Below are 19,455 nucleotides of genomic sequence, written 5' to 3' on the forward strand. Positions count from 1 at the left end.
AGGCGCTGGCCACTGACAGCTGCGCTAGGTCCGTGCGCTACGTCCGTGGCCGCGGGAGCACCTGGGTGCGGTTAGCCCTGGGTGCGGTTAGCCGTGGGTCAGGTTAGCTCTGGGCCAGGATGGTGGCGGCGTCATCAACTACGGGACGGGCGGCGCCCGCGCCGCCGCTCAAACCATTGCCCAGTATGGAGAAGGCCAACAACCGGCCGTGGGAGTTGATGACGTAACCGGACAGGGCGGTCACTTCATTGAGTGAGCCCGTCTTGGCCCGCACCAAACCTGCGCCAGCCAGATCAGGCGCCGTGACAAAGCGCTGCGATAGTGAGCCGCTCAGCCCGGCAATGGGCAGCCCGGGCAGGGCTTGGCCAATGTCAGAGGAAGGGTCCGCCAGCATAAGCAATATCAGTGCCACCAAACGCTCGGAACTGATCAAGTTGCCAACTCCAAGGCCACAGTTGTCAGTGGTGAGAACACCGTCCATGGACAGCCCCAGCGCTTCCACCACTTGGCGAACAGCTGCCACGGAGCCCGCGTTGCTGGCTGCGCTGCCCAACTTCACGGCCACCATCCGGCCCAGGGCTTCCGCCACATAGTTATCAGATTCAGAAAGCATGTACTGGACTTGCTCGGCAACAGTGGCTGAGTCCACGCTGGCTAGTACAGCACCGGCCCCAGCCCCGGTGGTGCGGGAAATTAAATCCGTGGTGGCTACGCCGGCGTCTGCGAGCGCATCGGAGAACGTCTGTGCCGCCGTCATAGCAGAATCCTGGGGCCGCGGTCCGCTGAGCACACCAGGTTCGTAGCGCCCGGCGTTCAGCGCAAGCGGGAAAATAGGGGCAATTTCACCGGCCTCAACGTCCCCTTCCGTCCACTGGGGATTCAGCGCGGCGCCCGTAAACAAGGTGTCATCCACCTTGAGGGTAACCGGGCCCTTGACCCCCGCGGCGGCGAGGGCTGTGGCGGTTTCGGCCGCCAAGTCGGCCAGCCCGGCATGCCCTAGGGCGGCTTCCGGATCGCCTTCCCCGGCGCCAAGCATGGTGTCTCCGCCGCCGCGCAACACAATGTCATTGGCCGTGGCCCCGGCCAGGACTTGGGTAGGCAAACGGGTGCCGGGGCCTAGCGTGTCCAGGGCTGCCGCCGCTGTCAACAATTTCAAGTTCGACGCCGGTGTCCGCGCTACCTGCCCATCCTGGGAGAACAGCGCCTTCCCGGAAGAAACATCGCTGACATACATGCTGAAGGTGCCCGCGCCCTCGTACTTCAGGGCCTGGCTCAACTCGGCTGAGAGTTTGGCCGTGTCAGGCAGTGGAGCCTCGGCGGAGAGGGGTGAAATTCCGCTCAGCGTGCTGATACTGGTGGGTGCCAGCTGGGCGGCGGGTACAACGGCCACCGCGGCCGGATCTTGAGGAAGGAAGGCAGGGAGCAGATTCAGTCCCACCGGCACCGTAACGGCGGCCAATGCACAAATGAGCAAGCCACTCGTCACAGCTTTTGACGTGCGTCCCATGAAATAGGCGGTTCCTTCACAGCAGGTGGCTTCGGCTCGCGGCCTCAGCAAAAGGGCAATATTGTGCCCAAAAAGAACGGGCGGGTTTTTAGCGCAACAAAAGCGCCTATATCCTCATACTAGACTCAAATCCTGTGCCGGGCTGGGTTCGCCCGCACACACAACATCATGAGGAGCATAACGATGAAGCACGACGTCACCATCGAGATCCCCCGCGGATCACGCGTCAAGTACGAAGTTGACCACGAGACCGGCCGCGTGCGCCTGGACCGCGTGTTGTTCACCTCCATGGCGTACCCCACGCACTACGGCTTCTTCGATGACACCCTCGGCGAAGACGGCGATCCTCTGGACGCCCTAGTGCTGTTGCAGGACTTTGACCTGCACCCAGGCGTTGTGGTGGATGCCCGCCCCATCGCCGTATTCAACATGACGGACGAGTCCGGTGGAGACGCCAAGGTTCTCTGTGTTGTTGATGACAAGCGCTTTGATCACATTCAGGAACTTTCCGATGTGGACGAATTCCTGATCAAGGAAATCGAGCATTTCTTCACCCGGTACAAGGACCTGGAGCCCGGCAAGTGGGTCAAGGCTGAAGGCTGGGCCGACCGCGCCGCCGCAGAAGCCGAGCTGACCGCCTCCATCAAGCGCTACAAAGACACACAGCACTAATTCTCCGCTGCTGGCCAAGCACCGAGACTGACACACGCCGACGGCGTGCCATAGCGTCCAGGGAGGTTGAAATTTCGACCGCCGTGGCCACTATGGCACGCCGTCGGTTCTTTCTTTTAAGTTCACCCCTGCTGCCATGGACAGTTCTGCCCATGGCAGCACCTCTGAGCTGTCAATAGACTGGCCATTGTTCAATTCCTCTTCTTCTTGAGCTTCCATAAAGGAGCTCACAGGATTCACAGTCTCGAAAGGACAGCCATGGACGGTTTTATTGGCGCTGACATTGCTGACCTTCGGGACTTCGCCAAGACCATGGACAAGGCCTCCCATGCCCTGTCACAGCAAGCACAACTGCTCTCCAACGTGGTGAACCAGTCCCGCGGATGGAAAGGGCCAGACGCCGACCGTTTCCGGCAAACATGGAACTCGTCGCACCGCCCCACCCTTGCTGCCACGTCCCGCACGTTGGCGGAAGTTTCCACCATGCTGCGCAAGAATGCTCAGGAACAGGAAACGGCAAGTTCGGCCGCCAGCATTGATGGCACTGGGGAAAGTTGTGTTGCTCCGGCACCTCAGGACAATGGTTGGAACCCACAGAACACTCTGATCGATTGGGGCAAAGGACTAGTGGGGTTGGGCCTGAAGGGCAAAGATGCGCTCACTTACCTCAAAGACTGGAAGGGCCTACTGTCAAGCAAAACGATTTTCGACCTCAAGGGGAAACTACCCAACTTCGCTCAGTTTGGGGACGACTTCAAAAATGCTCTTGGCGTCTTCACCAAGGCTGATGGAATAGTCGGCAAGATCGGTACCGGGCTCAAGGCCTTCGGTCGGTTCGCGGGCGTGGCCGCCGCACCCTTTGCCATTGGGGGCGGCATCCACGACATGTTCTGGCCCGACCACGACGGCGGACGGGGAGTCATGGACCGTATCTCCGGCGGAATGAGCGTGGTGGCCGGAGGCGGAAGCCTCCTCATGGCCGTGGGTCTGCTCAGCAACCCTGTGGGCATTGGAATTGTTGTAGGTGCTGGAGTTATCGCTGCCGGGTGGGCCGTTGGTAACTTGATTGCCGACACTAAATGGGGCCAAGCCATGGGGCGAGGGATCGCAAACGCCGCTGGTAATGTCTTTGATGGGGCCAAAAAGGCCGTTGGCGGCGTAGTTGAAGGTGCCAATAATGTTGTGAACGGGGCGAAGAATTTCTTCTCGAATCCCGTTAAGAGCCTTGGAGGATTGTTCGCATGACCACCGAGAAAACCATTGAATGGACCCAACGGGACATCCAGTGCGCAGAGTCCGTGCTCGCGAATTCAACCGGCGAGGGCTTCAGCCTGCCCATGTTGACCGACGAAGAAATAGTGGCACTTGACGGGCTGGAACGCTCCCAAGCCGTGGCCCTGCCCTGGCTTGACCTGCACACCGAGCAAAGGGAGCTCGCCTGTAATGTGGCGCTACGCTCCCTCTTGTCTAAAGGATTGGCTTTCCCGCTCATAGGGGAAGGGGAGACAGCACCATCCGGGCTTGGTGCAGCGGATGAAATCACCGGCATTTTAACTCTTCGGCGGTTGGGCGAACGTGTTGTTACAGCGGAGCTGACCAAAGACGGGGACCGTGTATGGATGTACGGCTATGTGCACGCGGACCAGGTACTTGAAGAAGTCGTGGACAGTGCCGGATCACACACTTTCACAGTTGTCAGTCGCCTCGAGTTCCCCGATCGTCTCATGACCTTGGCCAATGCCGCCGAAGTTGATTGCGCTGATGGCGACCCCCTGTCATTTACGGCAGAGAGGTTCGCGCAAGTTGCCGAAGCCACATTAAAAGACACCCGGGGCGTGACAACCATTTCGGCCATCAGCCTGGATCCGGACACTTTCAGGCACTACACCATCTACACCCAGGGTGATCAGCTCCATGGCATGAGCGCCAGCGAGGACAACGGTATGGCAATGCTGAATCTGGCAACAATCTCCCGGGCCACTGGTGTGGGAGCAATTCGTGAAGTTGTGGAGGCGGGCCTGTAGTGTCTTTTCTTCCTCCGCATCAGTCCAACAACCATGCCCCTGTGCCTGTTGGCTCCTGGAATCCCAAAAGAACCGCTCAATTCGGCAATGGCACGTGGGGGGTCCGCGCCAGTGATGGGAAACTCATTGGCGCATGGGCCTTGGATTTTGCCGTGGTCATGGTGTTGACTCTCATAGTGGCCCTAGCCATGGGAAAAAATGGCGCGGCCACAGCAATCGTTGCTGGAGTTGGCACCTGGATTGCCAGCTCTTGGATATATGGCTTCTTGTGCCTGCGCGGCCACACTCTGGGCACTTTGGCTGGGGGCACCCAACTTGTAAAACTCCGTGACGGAAGTGCACCGGGGTTCTGGCGGAGCGGTTGGCTCATGTTCCTGCGCACAGTACTTTTCCCCGGCTGGCTGATAGTGATTCTCTTTGCCATCCTTGGCGCAGGAGACCCAAACGTGGCTTCCAAAAGCACTTATCACGCCAGCATCGACAAGCAGCAAACGCGGGCATTGCAAGCTGCGATGAGACCCTGATCCAACCCTTTGTATTGACTTGAAGATGCTACAAGCCAAGACTTGAGGCACCTGCCCCGCCGCACCGGCGGTTGGCCTGGGACAAGGGGATTCCTCCCCATGAGCACCACAGCCAATCCGCTCGGAGCCAAAGCTCAACAGCAACCTGATCCCCACCCTGATCTTGCTGGGCAGTTTTCTGGTGCCGTTTTGTGTTGTCCTCTTTGTGTTGGAACGCATGGTAGGAAACACCACAACCCTCAGGGTCATTTTGGCATTTGTGGTGGGCGGGATTTGCGGGGTTCTCGGCGCGTCCCTGCTCGAAGCGGACCTGGCCAACAACCTCTTCACCTATGTGTCCGTGGGGTTCATTGAGGAACTGGTCAAGGGCATCGTCCTGATCGTGATCGGCTGGCGGGTCATCCCCAAATCTGCCAGCCAGGGTGCTCGTCTGGGAGCCGCGGTTGGCGCAGGTTTTGCCGCTTTCGAATCCGCCGGCTACGCCTTCAACGCTGTCATTACAACCCAGGGCCTGGACCTCATCACCTTGCTTCAGACTGAGGCATTACGTGCCATCCTGACACCTGTGGGCCACATGTTGTGGACTGCCATCCTCGGCGCTGTCCTGTTCGGCGCAGCCCGCGGGCGCACACATTTCCGGTTCCGCTTCAGCATCTTCTACGCCTACGTGGCAGTAGCCCTCTTGCACGGCTTGTGGGATTCCATGAGCGGTATCGGCGCCATTGTGGCCTTGTTGCTAACCGGAACCACCATCGCGGACATGCGCTTCGGTTTCATCCCGGCAGGTTCTGAACAGGCCGCGGCGTCTTTAGCCACCGTGCCTGCTGCAGAAGGCGAGTGAGCGTTGGGCAAAAACGCACCGATGCTGCGGGAGCGTTCTTGTTTGGAGGCCCGGAAGTAACCGAGCCATTCGAAACTGGGCGGAACTGTTTCTTAGGCGAGAAGGGACCGTAAGATCGCGGCAGCACCGTCGTCGTACACGGAAGCTGTGACCTCATCAGCAACAGCCTTGACCTCATCGATGGCTTGGCCCATGGCCACGCCTCGGGCCGCCCAACGGAGCATTTCAATGTCATTGGAGCCGTCGCCCACAGCCACTGTTAATCCTTGTTCAACGCCCAGTCTGGAGCGCAGCACCTCAAGAGCGGAGGCCTTGGTGACACCGGAAGCGGCAATGTCCAGCCAAGCACTCCAGCCGATTGCATAGGTGACCCCGTGCAGGCCGGCAGCCGTAATGGCGGCCGCGAAATCCTCCGTACTGGCCTCGGCGCTATTAACCACAACCCGGACGGCCTTGGCCGCCAACAAGTGCTGAAAATCCACGCCTCGGGCTTCAATGCCAAAGCTGGCATCCTGAAAACGGGAGGTTGCCAGGAAGTTCCCGTCGGCGTCTTCTAGTGCAAACCGGGCGCCAGGCACCTTATCCCGCAAGGCGTTCAGGGCAGGGGCCGGATCAAAGGTCACCCGCTCAATGACCTCATACCCGTTAGCAAGGTCAGGGTCCAGGCGGATACTCACCCCGCCGTTGGAACACACCCCAAATCCGCGGCGCATCCCTATTGCCTCCACTATGGGCAGCAGAGCGCCCAAGGATCGGCCCGTGGCGAGGATAACGTGATGCCCGGCGTCGACCACGGCCTGGGCGGCCGCGCGCACACCATCGCTCATGAGCCCGTCGTGATCAACCAAGGTGCCGTCAATATCCAGGGCTACTAGATACTTTGTTACTTCTTCACTCCGGTCATCGATGCCGGAAATTACGCTATTTACTGTCATTGTCATACCCCCAAGTCAAACAGATGGGGCTGAGAAAAACACACTCAGTGACTGTTAAAGCCGTGAACACCGGGTAAATACTCACAACCCTATGCACAGTGTGAGTATTTACCCGGTGTTCTTTACAGAAAAGATTCCGGCAGTTACAGGACGGGGAAAACTTCCAAGCCGCCCATGTACTTGCGCAGGGCCACCGGGACGTTGACGGAGCCATCCGCGTTCTGGTGATGCTCCAAAATGGCCACAATCCACCGCGTGGTAGCGAGCGTGCCGTTGAGTGTGGCAACAGCGCGGGTGCCACCCTTGCCGCCGTCGTCCGCGGTTTGACGCTCACGGATGTTCAACCGGCGCGCCTGGAACGTGGTGCAGTTGGAGGTGGACGTCAGCTCACGGTAGGCGTCCTGGGTGGGAACCCACGCCTCACAATCGAACTTGCGGGCGGCGGACATGCCCAGGTCACCGGCTGCCGTGTCAATGACACGGTAAGGCAGTTCCACCTTGGCCAGCATTTCCTCTTCCCAGGCGAGCAGGCGCTGGTGTTCCTCGGCAGCCTTTTCAACCGTGGTGTAAACAAACATTTCCACCTTGTTGAACTGATGCACGCGGATGATCCCGCGGGTGTCCTTACCGTGCGAGCCGGCCTCACGGCGGTAGCAGGAGGACCAGCCGGCATAGCGGACGGGTTGTTCAACGTTGATGATCTCATTGCCATGGTAGCCGGCCAAGGCCACCTCGGAGGTGCCCACCAGGTACAGATTGTCCTCGGCAAGGCGGTAAATTTCGGCGTCGTGCTCCACATCGAAGCCGGTTCCGGCCATCGTCTCGGGCAACACCAAGGTGGGGGTGATCATGGGTGTGAACCCGGCTTCGATGGCCTGGTCCATGGCCATCTGCAGCAGCGCCATTTCAAGGCGCGCACCAACACCCTTGAGGAAGTAGAAGCGGGATCCGGAGACCTTGGCGCCACGTTCCATGTCGATCGCACCGATCAACTCACCAATTTCCAGGTGGTCACGCGGGGTGAAGTCGGGGAATTCGCGCGGCGTGCCCACCGTTTTGAGAACAACAAAGTCATCTTCGCCGCCCTCGGGGACGCCGTCAGTGACAAGGTTGGCCATGCTCCGTACCAGCGTGTCCTGTTCGGCGCTGGCTGCCTCGGCTGTTGCTGAGGCCGCCTTGACGGCTACCGCCAACTCCTTGACTTCGGCCAGCAGGGCTTGTTTTTCTTCGCCCTTTGCCTTGGCCACCTTCTTTCCAAAGGCATTTTGCTCGGCGCGCAGGGCCTCAAAAGAGGTGATCGCGGACTTGCGGGAGCGCTCCGCGGCGATGATGGAGTCCACCACAGACGGTTCGGCACCACGGGCACGCTGGCTGGCACGGTAAATTTCGGGATTTTCGCAGAGGTCTCGTACATCGATCACGTCCTAAGCTTATCCAATCAATGCAACTTCAACCGCTATGGTTAGACAATCATGCCTACCGAACTTCTTGTAGCCCTCATTGTGGTCATCATTGTGCTTGCTTCCGGCGCCAGCTGGCTCGGTGTGCGCAAGCTCGCCCAAAAGCACACCCGCAGTGCCGTGGCAGATTCTCCGCACAAAATCAATCTGGCCAAGCAGCAAGTTGTTTTTATCTACAACCCCACCAAAAACGGTTCCGACGCGGCGAAAACCCTCATCAGTCGCTCGGTGTCCATGGCTGGCTGGCCGGAGCCCCTCTTGATGGAGACCACCGCGGAGGACCCTGGTTTCTCCATGGCTGCGGCTGCGCTGGAAGCCAAGGCCGACGTCGTTATTGTGGGCGGCGGCGACGGTACGGTACGCGCAGTGGGCCAGACCCTGCGACACACTGAGATTCCCCTTGGCATCATTCCCTTGGGCACCGGGAATCTTCTTGCCCGCAATCTGAGCCTTGATGTCACTGATATTGCAGGGTGTGTCCAGATAGCTCTCTTTGGCCACCAGCGCCACATTGATGCCGGGCTGATGGAGCTCGAGGACGGCATCACAGGCGCTATTTCAAAACATTCCTTCATGGTCATTGCCGGTTTGGGCATGGACGCAGATGTCATGAATGACACCAATTCCAAGCTCAAGGAGCATGTGGGCTGGTTAGCCTACAGCGAGGCTGGGCTGCGTCATTTGGCCGGACGGCGCAAGAAGATCAGCATCACTCTCGATGATGAGCCCGCCCAACAGCGCAAGGTCCGTTCGGTATTGTTCGCCAATTGTGGCCTGTTGCCGGGCGGCATTGACTTTGTGCCCGGGGCCTTAATTGACGACGGCGTTCTGGACGTTGTTGTGATCAGCCCGCGCAGCGCTTTCGGCTGGCTGGCGATGGCCGGAAAAGTGGTGTTTCAGCACAAAAACCACCTGCCGGTCATCAATTTTTACCGCTCCCGGAACCTGACCATTCGCACGGTCCTGCCGGTGGAGACCCAGATCGATGGAGACCCGTCCGGGCCAGCGACAGCCGTCAAGGTCAGTGTTGAGCCCAAGGCCGTGCTGGTCCGGGTCGCTGCACCCAACGGCCCGGCCTAGCCCGCTGGGGGTTCAGCCGGCACACCAGCCTGATTTGGGCCTAGTCGGTTTCGGGCCTAGTCGGTTTCGGGCCGGTGCGATTGTTCCTGGATGAGGCGTTGCTCTTCATCGAAGCGCAACTCGTTGGCGTCATCACCCTCGTCACCAACTGATGTGTCCTTGCCGGTATTTTTACCCGGGTTCACAATGGTGCCGTCTTGGCGATTATTTTGCTCTGCATGCTGATCCATGATTGACGCGCCTCTTCCCTGGTGGGAGCAACTTCTTTCCATCTCCTGCAAGTGATCTTGTGGAGATAGGCCAAGCATAGACTTGCCGGTCCTTGTCCGAAAGGGATGCGCCGGTGGCAGATACTAGCGGAGGGCCTGGACCCAGTGTGCGGCGTCCTCAAAGGCCGTATCCGAGTTGTAGGGGCGAATCAATGGCGGCTGTTTGTCGGCGCGCGGATAGGACCCCAGGAAGCGAATTTCAGCGGTTACCCGGTGCAGGCCCCGCAGCGCATCGGCCACGCGAGCATCACGGATGTGCCCTTCCAAATCAACACTGAAAACATAGTGCCCCAAAAATTGTCCCGTGGGCCGGGACTCAATGCGGCTCAGGTTCACACCGCGGCTGGCAAATTGCTCCAGCAGAGCCATCAAGGCGCCCGGGTGGTCATCAGGCTGGGCAATGGACAGCGTGGTCCTGTCAGCGCCTGTGGGCTCCGGCAAAGATCCAGGACGTGCCACCAGGACAAACCGGGTCACGGCACCCATGTTGTCCTCAATGCCTGCGGCGAGGATGTTGAGCCCCGTTTGCTCGGCCACCAGCGGAGCGCACACCGCAGCTTGGAACGCATCCGTACCCTCCAGCAGCGAGTGGGCGGCAGCCGCCGTCGAATTTGCTGGCACATGCGAGGCCAGTGGCAGGTGTTCGCCAAACCATTCCCGTGTCTGCGCCCAGGCATGCGGATGCGTGCCCACGGAGCTGATGTTCGCCAACTCCACCCCGGCCGGCGCCACCAGGACGAAGCTGACGGGGACCACTACTTCATGAATGATCCGCAACTCCATTCCCTTGGAGATGGCATCCAGCGTGGCCGGAACACCGCCTTCAATGGAATTCTCAATGGGCAGCATGGCAGCAAAAGCTTCACCGGCGCGCACCTTGGCGAGGGCGGCCGCAGCATTGGTTGACGGGATCCGTAGCATCGCACCAGCGCCCGGAACCTGCAGCAGGGCAGCCTCGGTAAAGGTTCCTTCCGGCCCAAGAAAGGTCAGGGGCAAGCTGGAGTCAAAGGGCGCGTCTGTCATGGGGGGCCTGTCGTTGATGGGGGAAGGGAGTTAGAGCACGCGCGGGGCTTGATCGTTGGTGGAAACCATGGGCTTGTCTGCCTCAAACCAGGCACCCATGCCGCCAATGACGTTGAAGGCGCTGTAACCGTTTTGCACCAGCCAGGTGGTGGCCCTAAAGGATCGTCCGCCAGTGCGGCAAATGACGTTGACGTCAACGTCAGGGTCCAGCTCCTCAAATCTGGCCGGCAACTGCTCCAACGGGATGTGCAGGGCACCGTCCACATGGCCGGCTTCCCACTCGTAGTCTTCGCGGACATCCAGGATCACAGCATCCCCGCCCAGATCGGCGACCGTTACGTTCATGATGTCTGACATGTGATTCTCTCCTTGAAAATAAAAGCCAATACTAACTAAGCCTAGCTCCCGAGCTGCCCTCTATGAGCGCAACGAACACCCGGGAGGGAGCTGCTAACTAATATGCACACAATTGCAAATATGACGTAACGCGTCTCGAGTGCGAAAATTGAAGATGTGAGCTCACAAAACAGCCCCGCCGATCAGGCAACGGCTCCCCCCAAGAATCCTGACACCGCATTTTTTGGCCAGCCAAAGATGCTGCTGAACCTCTTCAGCGTCGAGCTGTGGGAAAGGTTCTCCTTCTACGGTATGCAAGGAATTCTTGCCTACTACATGTACTACTCAATCACCCAGGGCGGCCTGGGTATTGACCAGCCCACCGCGTTGGGGATTGTTGGCGCGTACGGTGGCGGCGTTTACCTGTCCACCATCCTCGGTGCGTGGGTGGCTGACCGCCTCATGGGTTCGGAAAAGGTGCTGTTCTACAGTGCCATCATGATCATGGCCGGTCACCTCTCCCTTGCACTGGTTCCGGGTGCCGCGGGCCTGGCTCTGGGTTTGATTCTCATTGGCGTGGGCTCCGGTGGTTTGAAGGCCAACGCCACCGCCCTAGTGGGCAGCCTCTACGCCAAGGACGATAACCGCCGCGATGCTGGTTTCTCCATCTTCTACATGGGCATCAACATTGGTGGACTCATTGGCCCTCTGGCCACAGGTTGGTTGCAGGTCACATACGGCTTCCACGTTGGTTTCGCCGCAGCGGCTGTGGGTATGGCCTTCGGCCTGCTCCAGTACGGTCTGACACGCAAGAACCTGCCCCAATCCGCCCACGAGATCCCGAACCCGCTCCCCCGCGCACAGTACGGCAAATTTATTGCCCTGGCAGTCGGTGGCGTGGCACTGGTCGTGGTTGCTGTGACCTTGAAGCTCATCACGGCAGAAAACCTCAAGTGGGTCATTGTTGCCGTGGTTATTGTGGCCGCGGTTGCTTACTTTGCCGTCATCCTGGCCAATAAGACGGTCACCGGCCTCGAGCGCAGCCGCGTGTTCTCCTTCATCCCGCTGTTCTTGGCGAGCGCCGTATTCTGGTCGCTCTTCCAGCAGCAGTTCACCGTGATTGCCCTCTACTCTGACCAGCGCCTGGACCGAACCATCCTCGGCTGGGAAATTCCGGCGAGCTGGGTTTCCTCGATCAACCCGGTGTTTATTATCATCCTGGCTGGTGTGTTTGCCGCGCTGTGGACCAAATGGGGTGACCGCCAGCCTGGCACACCCGTGAAATTCTCCGTGGCACTGGTTGTCATGGGACTGGCGTACCTGTCCTTCATTCCGTTTGCCGGCATGGCTATGGTGCCGATGCTGGCCATAGTGTTCATCCTGCTGCTCTTCACGGTGGCCGAGCTCATGCTTTCCCCCGTAGGTCTCTCGCTGGCCACCAAGCTGGCACCGGCGGCCTTCCAGACGCAGATGGTGGCGTTGTTCTTCCTCTCCGTCGCACTCGGCACTGCCATGTCCGGGGTGCTTGCTCAGTGGTACAACCCCGCTAATGAGACCCCGTACTTCCTAGCGATCGGTCTAGTGTCCATTGCCTTCGGCGCCGCCTTGTTCCTGGCCAAGAAGCCCATCAAGAAGTTGATGGCCGGGGTCCGGTAGCCCTCAAGCACTCCTGCGTTAAAGCACATGAGGCGGCACTGACCTTCGCTCGAAAAGGTCCGTGCCGCCTCATGTACTTTGGCAGATTATTAGTAGGAGTATGAGGAGGAGGAACCAACGGCCACCATCAGGACCACCCACAGCCCAACAATGAGGCCGTAACCCACCAGGGCCAGGTAGTTTGTCACCAGACCCGTGATAGCGAATCCACGGCCCTGGGGACTTTCCTGCTTGAGGCCCTTGTGTCCTAAGATGACGCCCACAATTTGCGGGACAATGAAGATGCCGAGCATGAAGATTGAGACCAGCCCAATGACCATGCTCGCCACGCTCAATCCCTTGGGCCCATAATTTCCGGGGTAGCCAGGGCCGCCCTGATAGTAGGCGGGGGCGTTGAACTGTGGCGGCTGCTGAAACTGCGGCTGGGCGTACTGCTCCTGCTGCGCCGGCTGGGCGTAGTTCGGTTGCGCATAGTTCGGCTGTTCCTGCTGGGCCGGAGGAATGTACGGGGGAACCGGTGGGGCGTAGTAGCCCGGGGGCACGTATGGCTGCGGCTGATCCGGCTGGTTGGACACTTTTTTCTCCTACAGGATGTGTGCCCACCATGGCACAAATTTATGACTGGTATTGACCTCCATGGTAGTCCAGCAGCCACCGTCACCCTAGAAACGGCACTCCTTTTGTAGTTCACACTCTGGGCAACGCGTGCCATACGGGGTTCGGCTCTGTCATGCTGTGTTCATGGCTAGCCGCGCGGGCACTCTTGCCCTTCCCCAGGACCTTGTTGACATCACTGCTTTGATGGATGCGTACTACGATCTGTTGCCGGACCTCAGCGATCCGGGGCAGCGGGTTGCCTTTGGCACCTCCGGACACCGCGGCAGCTCGTTGAAGGCATCCTTCAACGAGGGCCATATTGCCGCTATCACGCAAGCTATTGTGGAATACCGTGCCGGCCAGGGCATCACCGGCCCCTTGTTCATGGGCAAGGACACCCACGCCTTGAGTGAGCCTGCACAGAACACCGCCCTTGAGGTGTTGGCTGGCAACGGCGTACAGGTTTTGATCGACGCACGCCACGGCTACACACCGACCCCTGCTGTTTCGCACGCCATCCTCTCCTACAACTTGGGCCGCACTGATGCTTTGGCCGACGGCATTGTGGTGACACCTTCCCACAATCCGCCTGGCGACGGAGGCTTTAAGTACAACCCCCCGCACGGCGGCCCGGCTGATTCCGACGCGACAGGCTGGATCGCCAACCGTGCCAATGCGCTGCTGGAGGACGGGTTGCGCGGTGTGCGCCGAGTGCCCTTCACCGAGGCTCTGGCCGCGGCCACCACGGGGAAGTTCGATTTCCTTTCCGGCTACGTGGATGATCTGCCCTCCGTACTGAATCTGGATGCCATCCGGTCCGCGGGCGTGCGCATCGGGGCGGACCCCATGGGCGGCGCCTCCGTTGATTACTGGGGTGAAATTGGTGAGCGCCACCACTTGGACCTGACAGTGGTGAACCCCCTTGTGGACCCGCAGTGGGCCTTCATGACCCTGGACTGGGATGAGAAGATCCGCATGGACTGCTCATCCCCGTCGGCCATGGCTTCCTTGATCAACAAGCTTGCGGCCGGGGCACCTTATGACATTGCCACCGGTAACGACGCCGACGCCGACCGCCATGGCATCGTCACCCCGGATGCGGGGCTCATGAACCCGAACCACTACCTGGCCGTGGCCATCCAATACCTCTACACGCACCGCACCCAGTGGCCCGCAACAGCCGGGGTTGGCAAGACACTGGTGTCCTCCTCCATCATTGACCGGGTAGCTGCGGATCTTGGCCGCCAACTCGTCGAGGTGCCCGTCGGCTTCAAGTGGTTTGTGCCCGGACTACTCTCCGGCGAGGGCGTCTTTGGCGGCGAGGAGTCCGCTGGCGCATCGTTTGTAAAGAAGGACGGATCTGTCTGGACCACGGACAAGGACGGCATCCTGCTGGCCCTGCTCGCCTCGGAAATCACCGCCGTCACCGGCAAGTCTCCCTCGGTTCATTATGGTGAGCTGACAGACCGCTTCGGGGCGCCGTCGTACGCGCGCATTGACGCGGCCGCCACCCGTGAGCAAAAAGCTGCGTTGGGCAAGCTCTCCGCTGCGGACGTTTCTGCCACCACCTTGGCCGGGGAAACCATCACGGCCAAGCTGACCGAGGCGCCCGGCAACGGGGCGCCAATTGGCGGGTTGAAGGTCACCACCGAAAACGCCTGGTTCGCGGCCCGCCCCTCAGGCACCGAGGACGTCTACAAGATCTACGCCGAATCCTTCAAGGGTCCCGAGCACTTGGCACAGGTGCAGGCAGAGGCGAAGGCGCTCGTGGACGGCGTCATCTCCTAGCCTCGGCGGAAGTTTCGCGCCCGCCTCCCGAAAATGCGCCCCGCAGACGGGGCGCATTTTCGGGAGGCGGGCGCATTTTTCATGTCTCTCTTAGTGATGGGCGCCGAGTTCGTGTTCTGCGTGACTCGCGGTCTCCAGCTGGAAGGTGGAATGTTCAATGCTGAGAGCAAAGTGCCCGGCTACACAACTTTGCAGGGCGTCGAGCATCTGAGGTGCGTGCCCGTCATGGAAGCATTCATCGTCCACCACCACGTGGGCCGAGAGAATGGGCAGACCCGTTGCGATCTGGCTGGCGTGCAGATCGTGCACGCTGCGCACGTGGTCAATGCCGAGAATGTGCTCGCGGACTTCGTCCAGGTCCAGCCCGGACGGCGTCGATTCCAGCAGCACGTGGACTGTCTCCAGCAGCAACTTCACGGTGCGCGGCAGGATCAGAGCGCCAATCAGCATGGCAACAAGGGCGTCGGCCTGCATCCAACCAGTGGTGGCGATGATGATCGCGGCCACAATCACGGCCACCGAGCCGAGCGCATCGTTGACCACCTCAAGGAACGCTGCCCTCATGTTGAAGTTCTTGTTGCGCCCGCCCATCAGCACAAACATGGAGACAATGTTGCCCAAGAGGCCGATGGCTCCGAACACAATCATTTCCTTGGAGGCAATCTCCGTGGGATTAAAGAGCCTCTGAATGCCTTCCACCAACACCACAAGTCCGACGGCGAGAAGCACCGCGGCTTGCGCTGTGGCCGCCAGTACCTCGGCACGGGCAAAGCCCCACGTGCGCCTGCTGTTAGCTGGCCGCACCATCAACCGTGCAGCCAATAGCGCCATGGCCAGCCCCCCGGCATCGGTGAGCACATGCGCTGAATCGAAAAGCAGGGCCAGCGAACCAGTGATAATGGAACCGATCACTTGGACAACAAAGACCACCAGCGTGATCCCCAAAGCCACAGCAATGCGGCCATGGTGACTTTCGCCGGGAGCCCCAGCATGGGAGTGGGAATGATTGTGACCAGACATGCTCTAATAGTACAGGCAACGCTGAATTCACCAAATGCTGTATGATATTGAGAATGAAGCCCATTAGCAACGCAGCAGTGCTGGCCCGTTTTGGCTATGCACTCTCCGACCCCACCCGGGCCGAAATCTTGATCAGCTTGGCCAGGGAGCCGCAGTATCCCGCAGATCTGGCGAAGCGCTTGGACGTTTCCCGCCAGAAAATGTCCAACCACCTCTCCTGCCTGCGTGAATGCGGCCTGGCCGTTGCAGTGGCAGAAGGCCGGCGATCCCGGTATGAGCTAGCCCACCCGGACTTGGCCCACGCACTGAACGATCTCCTCGGCGTGGTACTTCTGGCCAACGAGGGACACATCCCGCACCCCTAAGCCCCGCGCCTCCTATATTCTTATCTGCGGACCGGATACTTAAGCCCGGCACAAACAGAGAGAAAAAGATGAGTTTGCTGGGCACAAAATGGAGCGTTCACGGCGATGGCAAGTCCATCACTCCAGGGCAGGTTGTCACTCCTGATGAGCGGCTAAGTTGGCCCCTCACCATCGGCATAGGCTTACAGCACGTGGTGGCCATGTTCGGCGCCACCTTCTTGGTGCCCCTGATCACCGGCATGCCCCCTGCCACCACACTGTTCTTCTCCGGCATCGGCACCTTGCTGTTCCTGGTCATGACCCGGGGCCGTGTGCCCAGTTACCTTGGTTCAAGCTTCGCCTTCATTGCCCCCATCATGGCCTCCCAACAGCAATTTGGCGTGTCCGGAGCACTGGGAGGCGTTGTGGTGGCCGGCGTGACACTGGCCGTCTTGGGGCTGATTGTGCAAAAGTTCGGTGCGGAGTGGATCAACCGCCTCATGCCCGCCCCGGTGACGGGAACTATTGTTGCCCTGATCGGCTTGAATCTGGCACCGGCGGCTCGCGGCAACTTTGAGCAGGCGCCCATCACGGCGCTCGTCACTCTCCTGACCATCATCTTGGTCAGCGTCTTGTTCCGCGGTATTTTGGGCCGTCTGGCCATATTGGTTGGCGTGGTGGTGGGTTACTTGGTGGCCGTGCTGCGCCATGAGGTTGACTTCAGCAAGATGGACTCCGCCGCATGGATTGGCCTGCCCCATTTCCAAACCCCCACGTTCCACTTCGCCGTCCTGGGCCTTTTCATCCCCGTGGTGCTGGTTCTGATTGCCGAGAACATTGGCCATGTGAAGTCTGTGGCACTCATGACCGGTGAGGACCTTGACCCGTACGCTGGGCGGGCCATTATTGCCGACGGCGTTGCCACCACCTTGGCCGGCTTTGGCGGCGGCTCCGGTACCACCACCTATGCAGAAAACATTGGCGTCATGGCGGCCACCAAGGTGTACTCCACCGCCGCCTACTACGTGGCCGGCCTGGCCGCGCTGCTGCTGAGCTTCTCCCCCAAGTTCGGTGAACTAATCGCCACCGTCCCCGTGGGCGTATTGGGCGGCGCCGCGACGCTGCTCTACGGCATGATCGGTGTCCTGGGGGTGCGGATTTGGGTGCAGAACAAGGTCAGCTTCTCCAACAACATCAACTTGACCACGGCCGCCGTCGCACTGATTGTGGGCATCGCGAACTTCAGCTGGTCCGTAGGAACCCTCAGCTTTGAGGGCATCGCACTGGGCACGGCCACCGCGTTGATCATTTACCACGGCATGAGCGCCCTGGCGAAGTGGCGCGGCACGGCAAGCGATCCTTTGGAACACGAAGAAGAGCCGGCCCTGAGTAAGGCCCCCTAGCCGCACCTTATTCTCAACGCTGGGTTTTTAGATGCCGTTGAGCGCTTCGGAGGTGGCACGCGTGGTGTACCGGGCAGCGTCCGCCAATGCCGCTTCCGGGGACCCGGCAACATCCGTTGCGCTGACCGCTGCAACCACCCCGTGCTTGGCCAATTGCTCGAACGTCACGGTGATGCGTCCGGCCACCACCACCACGGGAATGCCCCTCGCGTGGGCGGCGTCAGCCACGCCCAGGGGCCCCTTCCCTGATAACGACTGCTCATCCAGGGAGCCTTCGCCCGTGATGACTAGATCGGCTTCATCCAGGGCTTTTTCAAGTTCGATCAGGTCAGCGACAAGGTCAAATCCGCGCTCCACCAGGGCGCCGGCGTAGGCGATGAACGTTGACGGGAAACCGCCCGCTGCTCCCGCTCCGGGTGTGTCAATATCAACGCCTGTGGCTTCCCTGACCACCGAGGCCAGGTTGCGCAGCCCGGCATCCAAAAGTTCCACGGCGTCCGGGTCCGCTCCCTTCTGAGGGCCAAAAATGTGTGCGGCACCGTTGAGGCCGTAGAGCGGATTGTCCACATCCACAGCCATCCGCACCTTCACATCCGCCAGCCGGGGATCCAAGCCGCTGGCATCAAGCGCCACCACGTCAAGCAGTGAGCCTCCGCCCAGCGGTACCAGGTTCCCTTGGGCATCAAGGAGTTTCAGGCCCAGCGCACGCAGGGCGCCCGTACCGGCGTCGGTCATGGCGGAACCACCCAAACCAATAATGATTTCCGTGGCACCGGCATCCATTGCCGCGGCAATCAACTGTCCGCAGCCATAAGAGTGAGCGCGCAGGGAGTTTTCCACTGTGGGCTCGCTCAGCAGGTATCCACTGGCCTGCGCCGTTTCAATGACGGCCACCTTGCTGTCTTCGTGAAAACCCCAGACGGCACCAACGGGCTTGATGATGGGCCCCACCACGGCGTTCAGGCGCTCTGAAAAACCAGCAGCAACAGCAGCCTCCACTGTCCCTTCGCCGCCATCGGCAATGGGCAAGGCGGTGACTACTGCGTCGGGGTAGACCCGCAGCGCACCTTCAGCCATGGCTGCAGCGGCTTCCGGACCTGTGAGGGTCCCCTTGAACTTGTCCGGGGCAATGAGGATTCGCATGTCTCCATCCTCCCACCCGTCTCTAACATGGCCGAACGTTACGCCCAATAGCCCCTGCGGCGCATGACGGCGGCTAAAAGGTCTGCCCTGTCCGTCATAATGCCGTCCACACCCATGTCAAAAAGCTGTTCCATCTCTGCCGGATCATTAATGGTCCAGACATGAACTTTCAGGCCCAGCACGTGCGCCCGGCGCACCCCAGACTCCGTAACAAGCGGTACCCGGCCGTAGTGCGTAGGGATCTGCAAGACGTCCACATCACGCATTAATTTCCGGATAACCGGTGCCGGCAGCCACCATGAGAGAAGAAAATATGCCACGAGAAGACGTTGTCCGGGTGAGCTGGCCACGGGTTGACTCAACCCGGCCAACACCGAACGGCGCCGCTTGTCGGAGAAGGAAGCCACACAAACCCTATGGTGCAGCCCGTGCTTTTCAATGGCCGCAATCAACGGGCCCACGGAGGCGGCATCCTTGACGTCAATGTTGAATCTGGCCTCCGGCAGGGCCGTAACAAATTCCTCCAGCGTGGCGATGACTTCCCTGCCAGCAATGCGCGCCTTGCGCACCTCGGCATACGGTAGCTCGGCAATGCTGCCATGACCATCGGTGGTGCGCTCCAGCGTTGCATCATGAAACACCATGGCAACACCGTCTGCCGTGGTGTTGATGTCAGTTTCAACGTAGTCAAAGCCTAAATCGAGAGCCTCTTTGAAGGCCGTTAAGGAATTCTCCAGACCATCCCGGGAGTAGCCTCGATGCGCAATGGCCAACCGCGCAGCGGAGAGTAAAAATGGTTTCGGAGGTTTATTCTTAGCCATCGGCTTCAGTCC

21 protein-coding genes are annotated in these 19,455 nt (G+C 60.1%); 10 read left to right on the forward strand and 11 right to left on the reverse strand.

All coding sequences use genetic code 11. From position 1 onward, the window contains the following. Nucleotides 1–103 precede the first annotated feature (103 nt). Entirely contained in the window at nt 104–1,507 is a 1,404-nt protein-coding gene (dacB, locus tag ABIB48_RS10990) for a D-alanyl-D-alanine carboxypeptidase/D-alanyl-D-alanine endopeptidase (RefSeq protein ID WP_354212992.1), read from the reverse strand. A gap of 183 nt (nt 1,508–1,690) precedes the next feature. Between dacB and ABIB48_RS10995 the strand changes: the two genes are divergently transcribed. Beyond that, complete coding sequence (locus tag ABIB48_RS10995) at nt 1,691–2,179, forward strand: inorganic diphosphatase (protein ID WP_110105807.1); 489 nt, start codon at nt 1,691–1,693, stop codon at nt 2,177–2,179. Nucleotides 2,180–2,269: 90 nt separating this feature from the next. On the opposite strand, the gene ABIB48_RS11000 is transcribed toward ABIB48_RS10995, so the two are convergent. After that, the gene (locus tag ABIB48_RS11000; RefSeq protein WP_170120935.1) at nt 2,270–2,410 is read right to left on the reverse strand and encodes a hypothetical protein; all 141 of its coding nucleotides are present in this window, start codon (nt 2,408–2,410) and stop codon (nt 2,270–2,272) included. Nucleotides 2,411–2,437: 27 nt separating this feature from the next. On the opposite strand from ABIB48_RS11000, the gene ABIB48_RS11005 reads away from it, so the two are divergent. The 4 genes from ABIB48_RS11005 to ABIB48_RS11020 all read left to right on the forward strand — a co-directional run bounded on the left by ABIB48_RS11005 (nt 2,438) and on the right by ABIB48_RS11020 (nt 5,568). Then, a complete protein-coding gene (locus tag ABIB48_RS11005) occupies nt 2,438–3,424 on the forward strand; it encodes a WXG100 family type VII secretion target (RefSeq protein WP_354212993.1) in 987 nt (328 codons plus the stop codon). After that, nucleotides 3,421–4,203, forward strand: coding sequence for a hypothetical protein (locus ABIB48_RS11010; protein WP_110105805.1), 783 nt, complete (start codon nt 3,421–3,423; stop codon nt 4,201–4,203). Before ABIB48_RS11005 ends, ABIB48_RS11010 begins: the two co-directional genes overlap by 4 nt. Further along, entirely contained in the window at nt 4,203–4,727 is a 525-nt protein-coding gene (locus ABIB48_RS11015) for an RDD family protein (RefSeq protein WP_110105804.1), read from the forward strand. Before ABIB48_RS11010 ends, ABIB48_RS11015 begins: the two co-directional genes overlap by 1 nt. 217 nt (nt 4,728–4,944) lie before the next feature. Further along, nucleotides 4,945–5,568, forward strand: coding sequence for a PrsW family glutamic-type intramembrane protease (locus tag ABIB48_RS11020; RefSeq protein WP_354212994.1), 624 nt, complete (start codon nt 4,945–4,947; stop codon nt 5,566–5,568). A 92-nt stretch (nt 5,569–5,660) separates the two neighbouring features. Here ABIB48_RS11020 and ABIB48_RS11025 read toward each other — a convergent pair whose 3' ends face one another. Further along, nucleotides 5,661–6,509 (reverse strand): HAD family hydrolase, encoded by an 849-nt coding sequence (locus tag ABIB48_RS11025; RefSeq protein WP_315914522.1) that lies wholly within the window; start codon nt 6,507–6,509, stop codon nt 5,661–5,663. Nucleotides 6,510–6,646: 137 nt separating this feature from the next. Further along, the gene (serS, locus tag ABIB48_RS11030) at nt 6,647–7,924 is read right to left on the reverse strand and encodes a serine--tRNA ligase (RefSeq protein WP_110105802.1); all 1,278 of its coding nucleotides are present in this window, start codon (nt 7,922–7,924) and stop codon (nt 6,647–6,649) included. A 51-nt stretch (nt 7,925–7,975) separates the two neighbouring features. Here serS and ABIB48_RS11035 point away from each other — a divergent pair, with 51 nt between their 5' ends. Further along, nucleotides 7,976–9,043, forward strand: coding sequence for a diacylglycerol/lipid kinase family protein (locus ABIB48_RS11035; protein ID WP_110105801.1), 1,068 nt, complete (start codon nt 7,976–7,978; stop codon nt 9,041–9,043). Between the two features lie 56 nt (nt 9,044–9,099). Here ABIB48_RS11035 and ABIB48_RS11040 read toward each other — a convergent pair whose 3' ends face one another. The 3 genes from ABIB48_RS11040 to ABIB48_RS11050 all read right to left on the reverse strand — a co-directional run bounded on the left by ABIB48_RS11040 (nt 9,100) and on the right by ABIB48_RS11050 (nt 10,692). Continuing rightward, the gene (locus tag ABIB48_RS11040; RefSeq protein ID WP_315914523.1) at nt 9,100–9,273 is read right to left on the reverse strand and encodes a hypothetical protein; all 174 of its coding nucleotides are present in this window, start codon (nt 9,271–9,273) and stop codon (nt 9,100–9,102) included. A 123-nt stretch (nt 9,274–9,396) separates the two neighbouring features. Continuing rightward, the gene (pheA, locus tag ABIB48_RS11045; RefSeq protein ID WP_110105800.1) at nt 9,397–10,335 is read right to left on the reverse strand and encodes a prephenate dehydratase; all 939 of its coding nucleotides are present in this window, start codon (nt 10,333–10,335) and stop codon (nt 9,397–9,399) included. Nucleotides 10,336–10,365: 30 nt separating this feature from the next. Beyond that, nucleotides 10,366–10,692: a rhodanese-like domain-containing protein gene (locus tag ABIB48_RS11050; protein ID WP_110105799.1), complete on the reverse strand. Its 327-nt coding sequence runs from the start codon at nt 10,690–10,692 to the stop codon at nt 10,366–10,368. 237 nt (nt 10,693–10,929) lie between these two features. Between ABIB48_RS11050 and ABIB48_RS11055 the strand changes: the two genes are divergently transcribed. Beyond that, the gene (locus ABIB48_RS11055; protein ID WP_110105940.1) at nt 10,930–12,327 is read left to right on the forward strand and encodes a peptide MFS transporter; all 1,398 of its coding nucleotides are present in this window, start codon (nt 10,930–10,932) and stop codon (nt 12,325–12,327) included. Between the two features lie 89 nt (nt 12,328–12,416). Here ABIB48_RS11055 and ABIB48_RS11060 read toward each other — a convergent pair whose 3' ends face one another. After that, the gene (locus tag ABIB48_RS11060) at nt 12,417–12,902 is read right to left on the reverse strand and encodes a DUF4190 domain-containing protein (RefSeq protein WP_354212995.1); all 486 of its coding nucleotides are present in this window, start codon (nt 12,900–12,902) and stop codon (nt 12,417–12,419) included. A 166-nt stretch (nt 12,903–13,068) separates the two neighbouring features. On the opposite strand from ABIB48_RS11060, the gene pgm reads away from it, so the two are divergent. Continuing rightward, nucleotides 13,069–14,712, forward strand: coding sequence for a phosphoglucomutase (alpha-D-glucose-1,6-bisphosphate-dependent) (gene pgm, locus ABIB48_RS11065; RefSeq protein WP_354212996.1), 1,644 nt, complete (start codon nt 13,069–13,071; stop codon nt 14,710–14,712). Between the two features lie 90 nt (nt 14,713–14,802). Here pgm and ABIB48_RS11070 read toward each other — a convergent pair whose 3' ends face one another. Then, nucleotides 14,803–15,732, reverse strand: a complete 930-nt coding sequence (locus ABIB48_RS11070) for a cation diffusion facilitator family transporter (RefSeq protein WP_110105796.1) — start codon at nt 15,730–15,732, stop codon at nt 14,803–14,805. 53 nt (nt 15,733–15,785) lie between these two features. Between ABIB48_RS11070 and ABIB48_RS11075 the strand changes: the two genes are divergently transcribed. Next, on the forward strand, nt 15,786–16,097 hold the full coding sequence (locus ABIB48_RS11075) for an ArsR/SmtB family transcription factor (protein WP_110105795.1): 312 nt from the start codon (nt 15,786–15,788) through the stop codon (nt 16,095–16,097). A gap of 68 nt (nt 16,098–16,165) precedes the next feature. Further along, a complete protein-coding gene (locus ABIB48_RS11080) occupies nt 16,166–17,479 on the forward strand; it encodes a uracil-xanthine permease family protein (RefSeq protein WP_354212997.1) in 1,314 nt (437 codons plus the stop codon). 27 nt (nt 17,480–17,506) lie between these two features. On the opposite strand, the gene ABIB48_RS11085 is transcribed toward ABIB48_RS11080, so the two are convergent. Together ABIB48_RS11085 and ABIB48_RS11090 are read right to left on the reverse strand one after the other, a co-directional pair. Next, on the reverse strand, nt 17,507–18,622 hold the full coding sequence (locus ABIB48_RS11085; RefSeq protein ID WP_354212998.1) for a glycerate kinase: 1,116 nt from the start codon (nt 18,620–18,622) through the stop codon (nt 17,507–17,509). 38 nt (nt 18,623–18,660) lie between these two features. Further along, complete coding sequence (locus ABIB48_RS11090; RefSeq protein ID WP_354212999.1) at nt 18,661–19,443, reverse strand: glycerophosphodiester phosphodiesterase family protein; 783 nt, start codon at nt 19,441–19,443, stop codon at nt 18,661–18,663. Nucleotides 19,444–19,455 lie beyond the last annotated feature (12 nt).

Origin of the sequence: Arthrobacter sp. UYCu511, assembly GCF_040547105.1 — a bacterium.
Lineage (GTDB): Bacteria > Actinomycetota > Actinomycetes > Actinomycetales > Micrococcaceae > Specibacter > Specibacter psychrochitiniphilus.

Bases quoted from the DNA above. Each gene is read 5' to 3' on its own strand.
- dacB (WP_354212992.1), bottom strand. From the start codon at position 1,507: ATGGGACGCACGTCAAAAGCTGTGACGAGTGGCTTGCTCATTTGTGCA.
- ABIB48_RS10995 (WP_110105807.1), top strand. From the start codon at position 1,691: ATGAAGCACGACGTCACCATCGAGATCCCCCGCGGATCACGCGTCAAG.
- ABIB48_RS11005 (WP_354212993.1), top strand. From the start codon at position 2,438: ATGGACGGTTTTATTGGCGCTGACATTGCTGACCTTCGGGACTTCGCC.
- ABIB48_RS11010 (WP_110105805.1), top strand. From the start codon at position 3,421: ATGACCACCGAGAAAACCATTGAATGGACCCAACGGGACATCCAGTGC.
- ABIB48_RS11020 (WP_354212994.1), top strand. From the start codon at position 4,945: ATGGTAGGAAACACCACAACCCTCAGGGTCATTTTGGCATTTGTGGTG.
- ABIB48_RS11025 (WP_315914522.1), bottom strand. From the start codon at position 6,509: ATGACAATGACAGTAAATAGCGTAATTTCCGGCATCGATGACCGGAGT.
- ABIB48_RS11035 (WP_110105801.1), top strand. From the start codon at position 7,976: ATGCCTACCGAACTTCTTGTAGCCCTCATTGTGGTCATCATTGTGCTT.
- ABIB48_RS11040 (WP_315914523.1), bottom strand. From the start codon at position 9,273: ATGGATCAGCATGCAGAGCAAAATAATCGCCAAGACGGCACCATTGTG.
- pheA (WP_110105800.1), bottom strand. From the start codon at position 10,335: ATGACAGACGCGCCCTTTGACTCCAGCTTGCCCCTGACCTTTCTTGGG.
- ABIB48_RS11050 (WP_110105799.1), bottom strand. From the start codon at position 10,692: ATGTCAGACATCATGAACGTAACGGTCGCCGATCTGGGCGGGGATGCT.
- ABIB48_RS11055 (WP_110105940.1), top strand. From the start codon at position 10,930: ATGCTGCTGAACCTCTTCAGCGTCGAGCTGTGGGAAAGGTTCTCCTTC.
- pgm (WP_354212996.1), top strand. From the start codon at position 13,069: ATGGCTAGCCGCGCGGGCACTCTTGCCCTTCCCCAGGACCTTGTTGAC.
- ABIB48_RS11070 (WP_110105796.1), bottom strand. From the start codon at position 15,732: ATGTCTGGTCACAATCATTCCCACTCCCATGCTGGGGCTCCCGGCGAA.
- ABIB48_RS11075 (WP_110105795.1), top strand. From the start codon at position 15,786: ATGAAGCCCATTAGCAACGCAGCAGTGCTGGCCCGTTTTGGCTATGCA.
- ABIB48_RS11080 (WP_354212997.1), top strand. From the start codon at position 16,166: ATGAGTTTGCTGGGCACAAAATGGAGCGTTCACGGCGATGGCAAGTCC.
- ABIB48_RS11085 (WP_354212998.1), bottom strand. From the start codon at position 18,622: ATGCGAATCCTCATTGCCCCGGACAAGTTCAAGGGGACCCTCACAGGT.
- ABIB48_RS11090 (WP_354212999.1), bottom strand. From the start codon at position 19,443: ATGGCTAAGAATAAACCTCCGAAACCATTTTTACTCTCCGCTGCGCGG.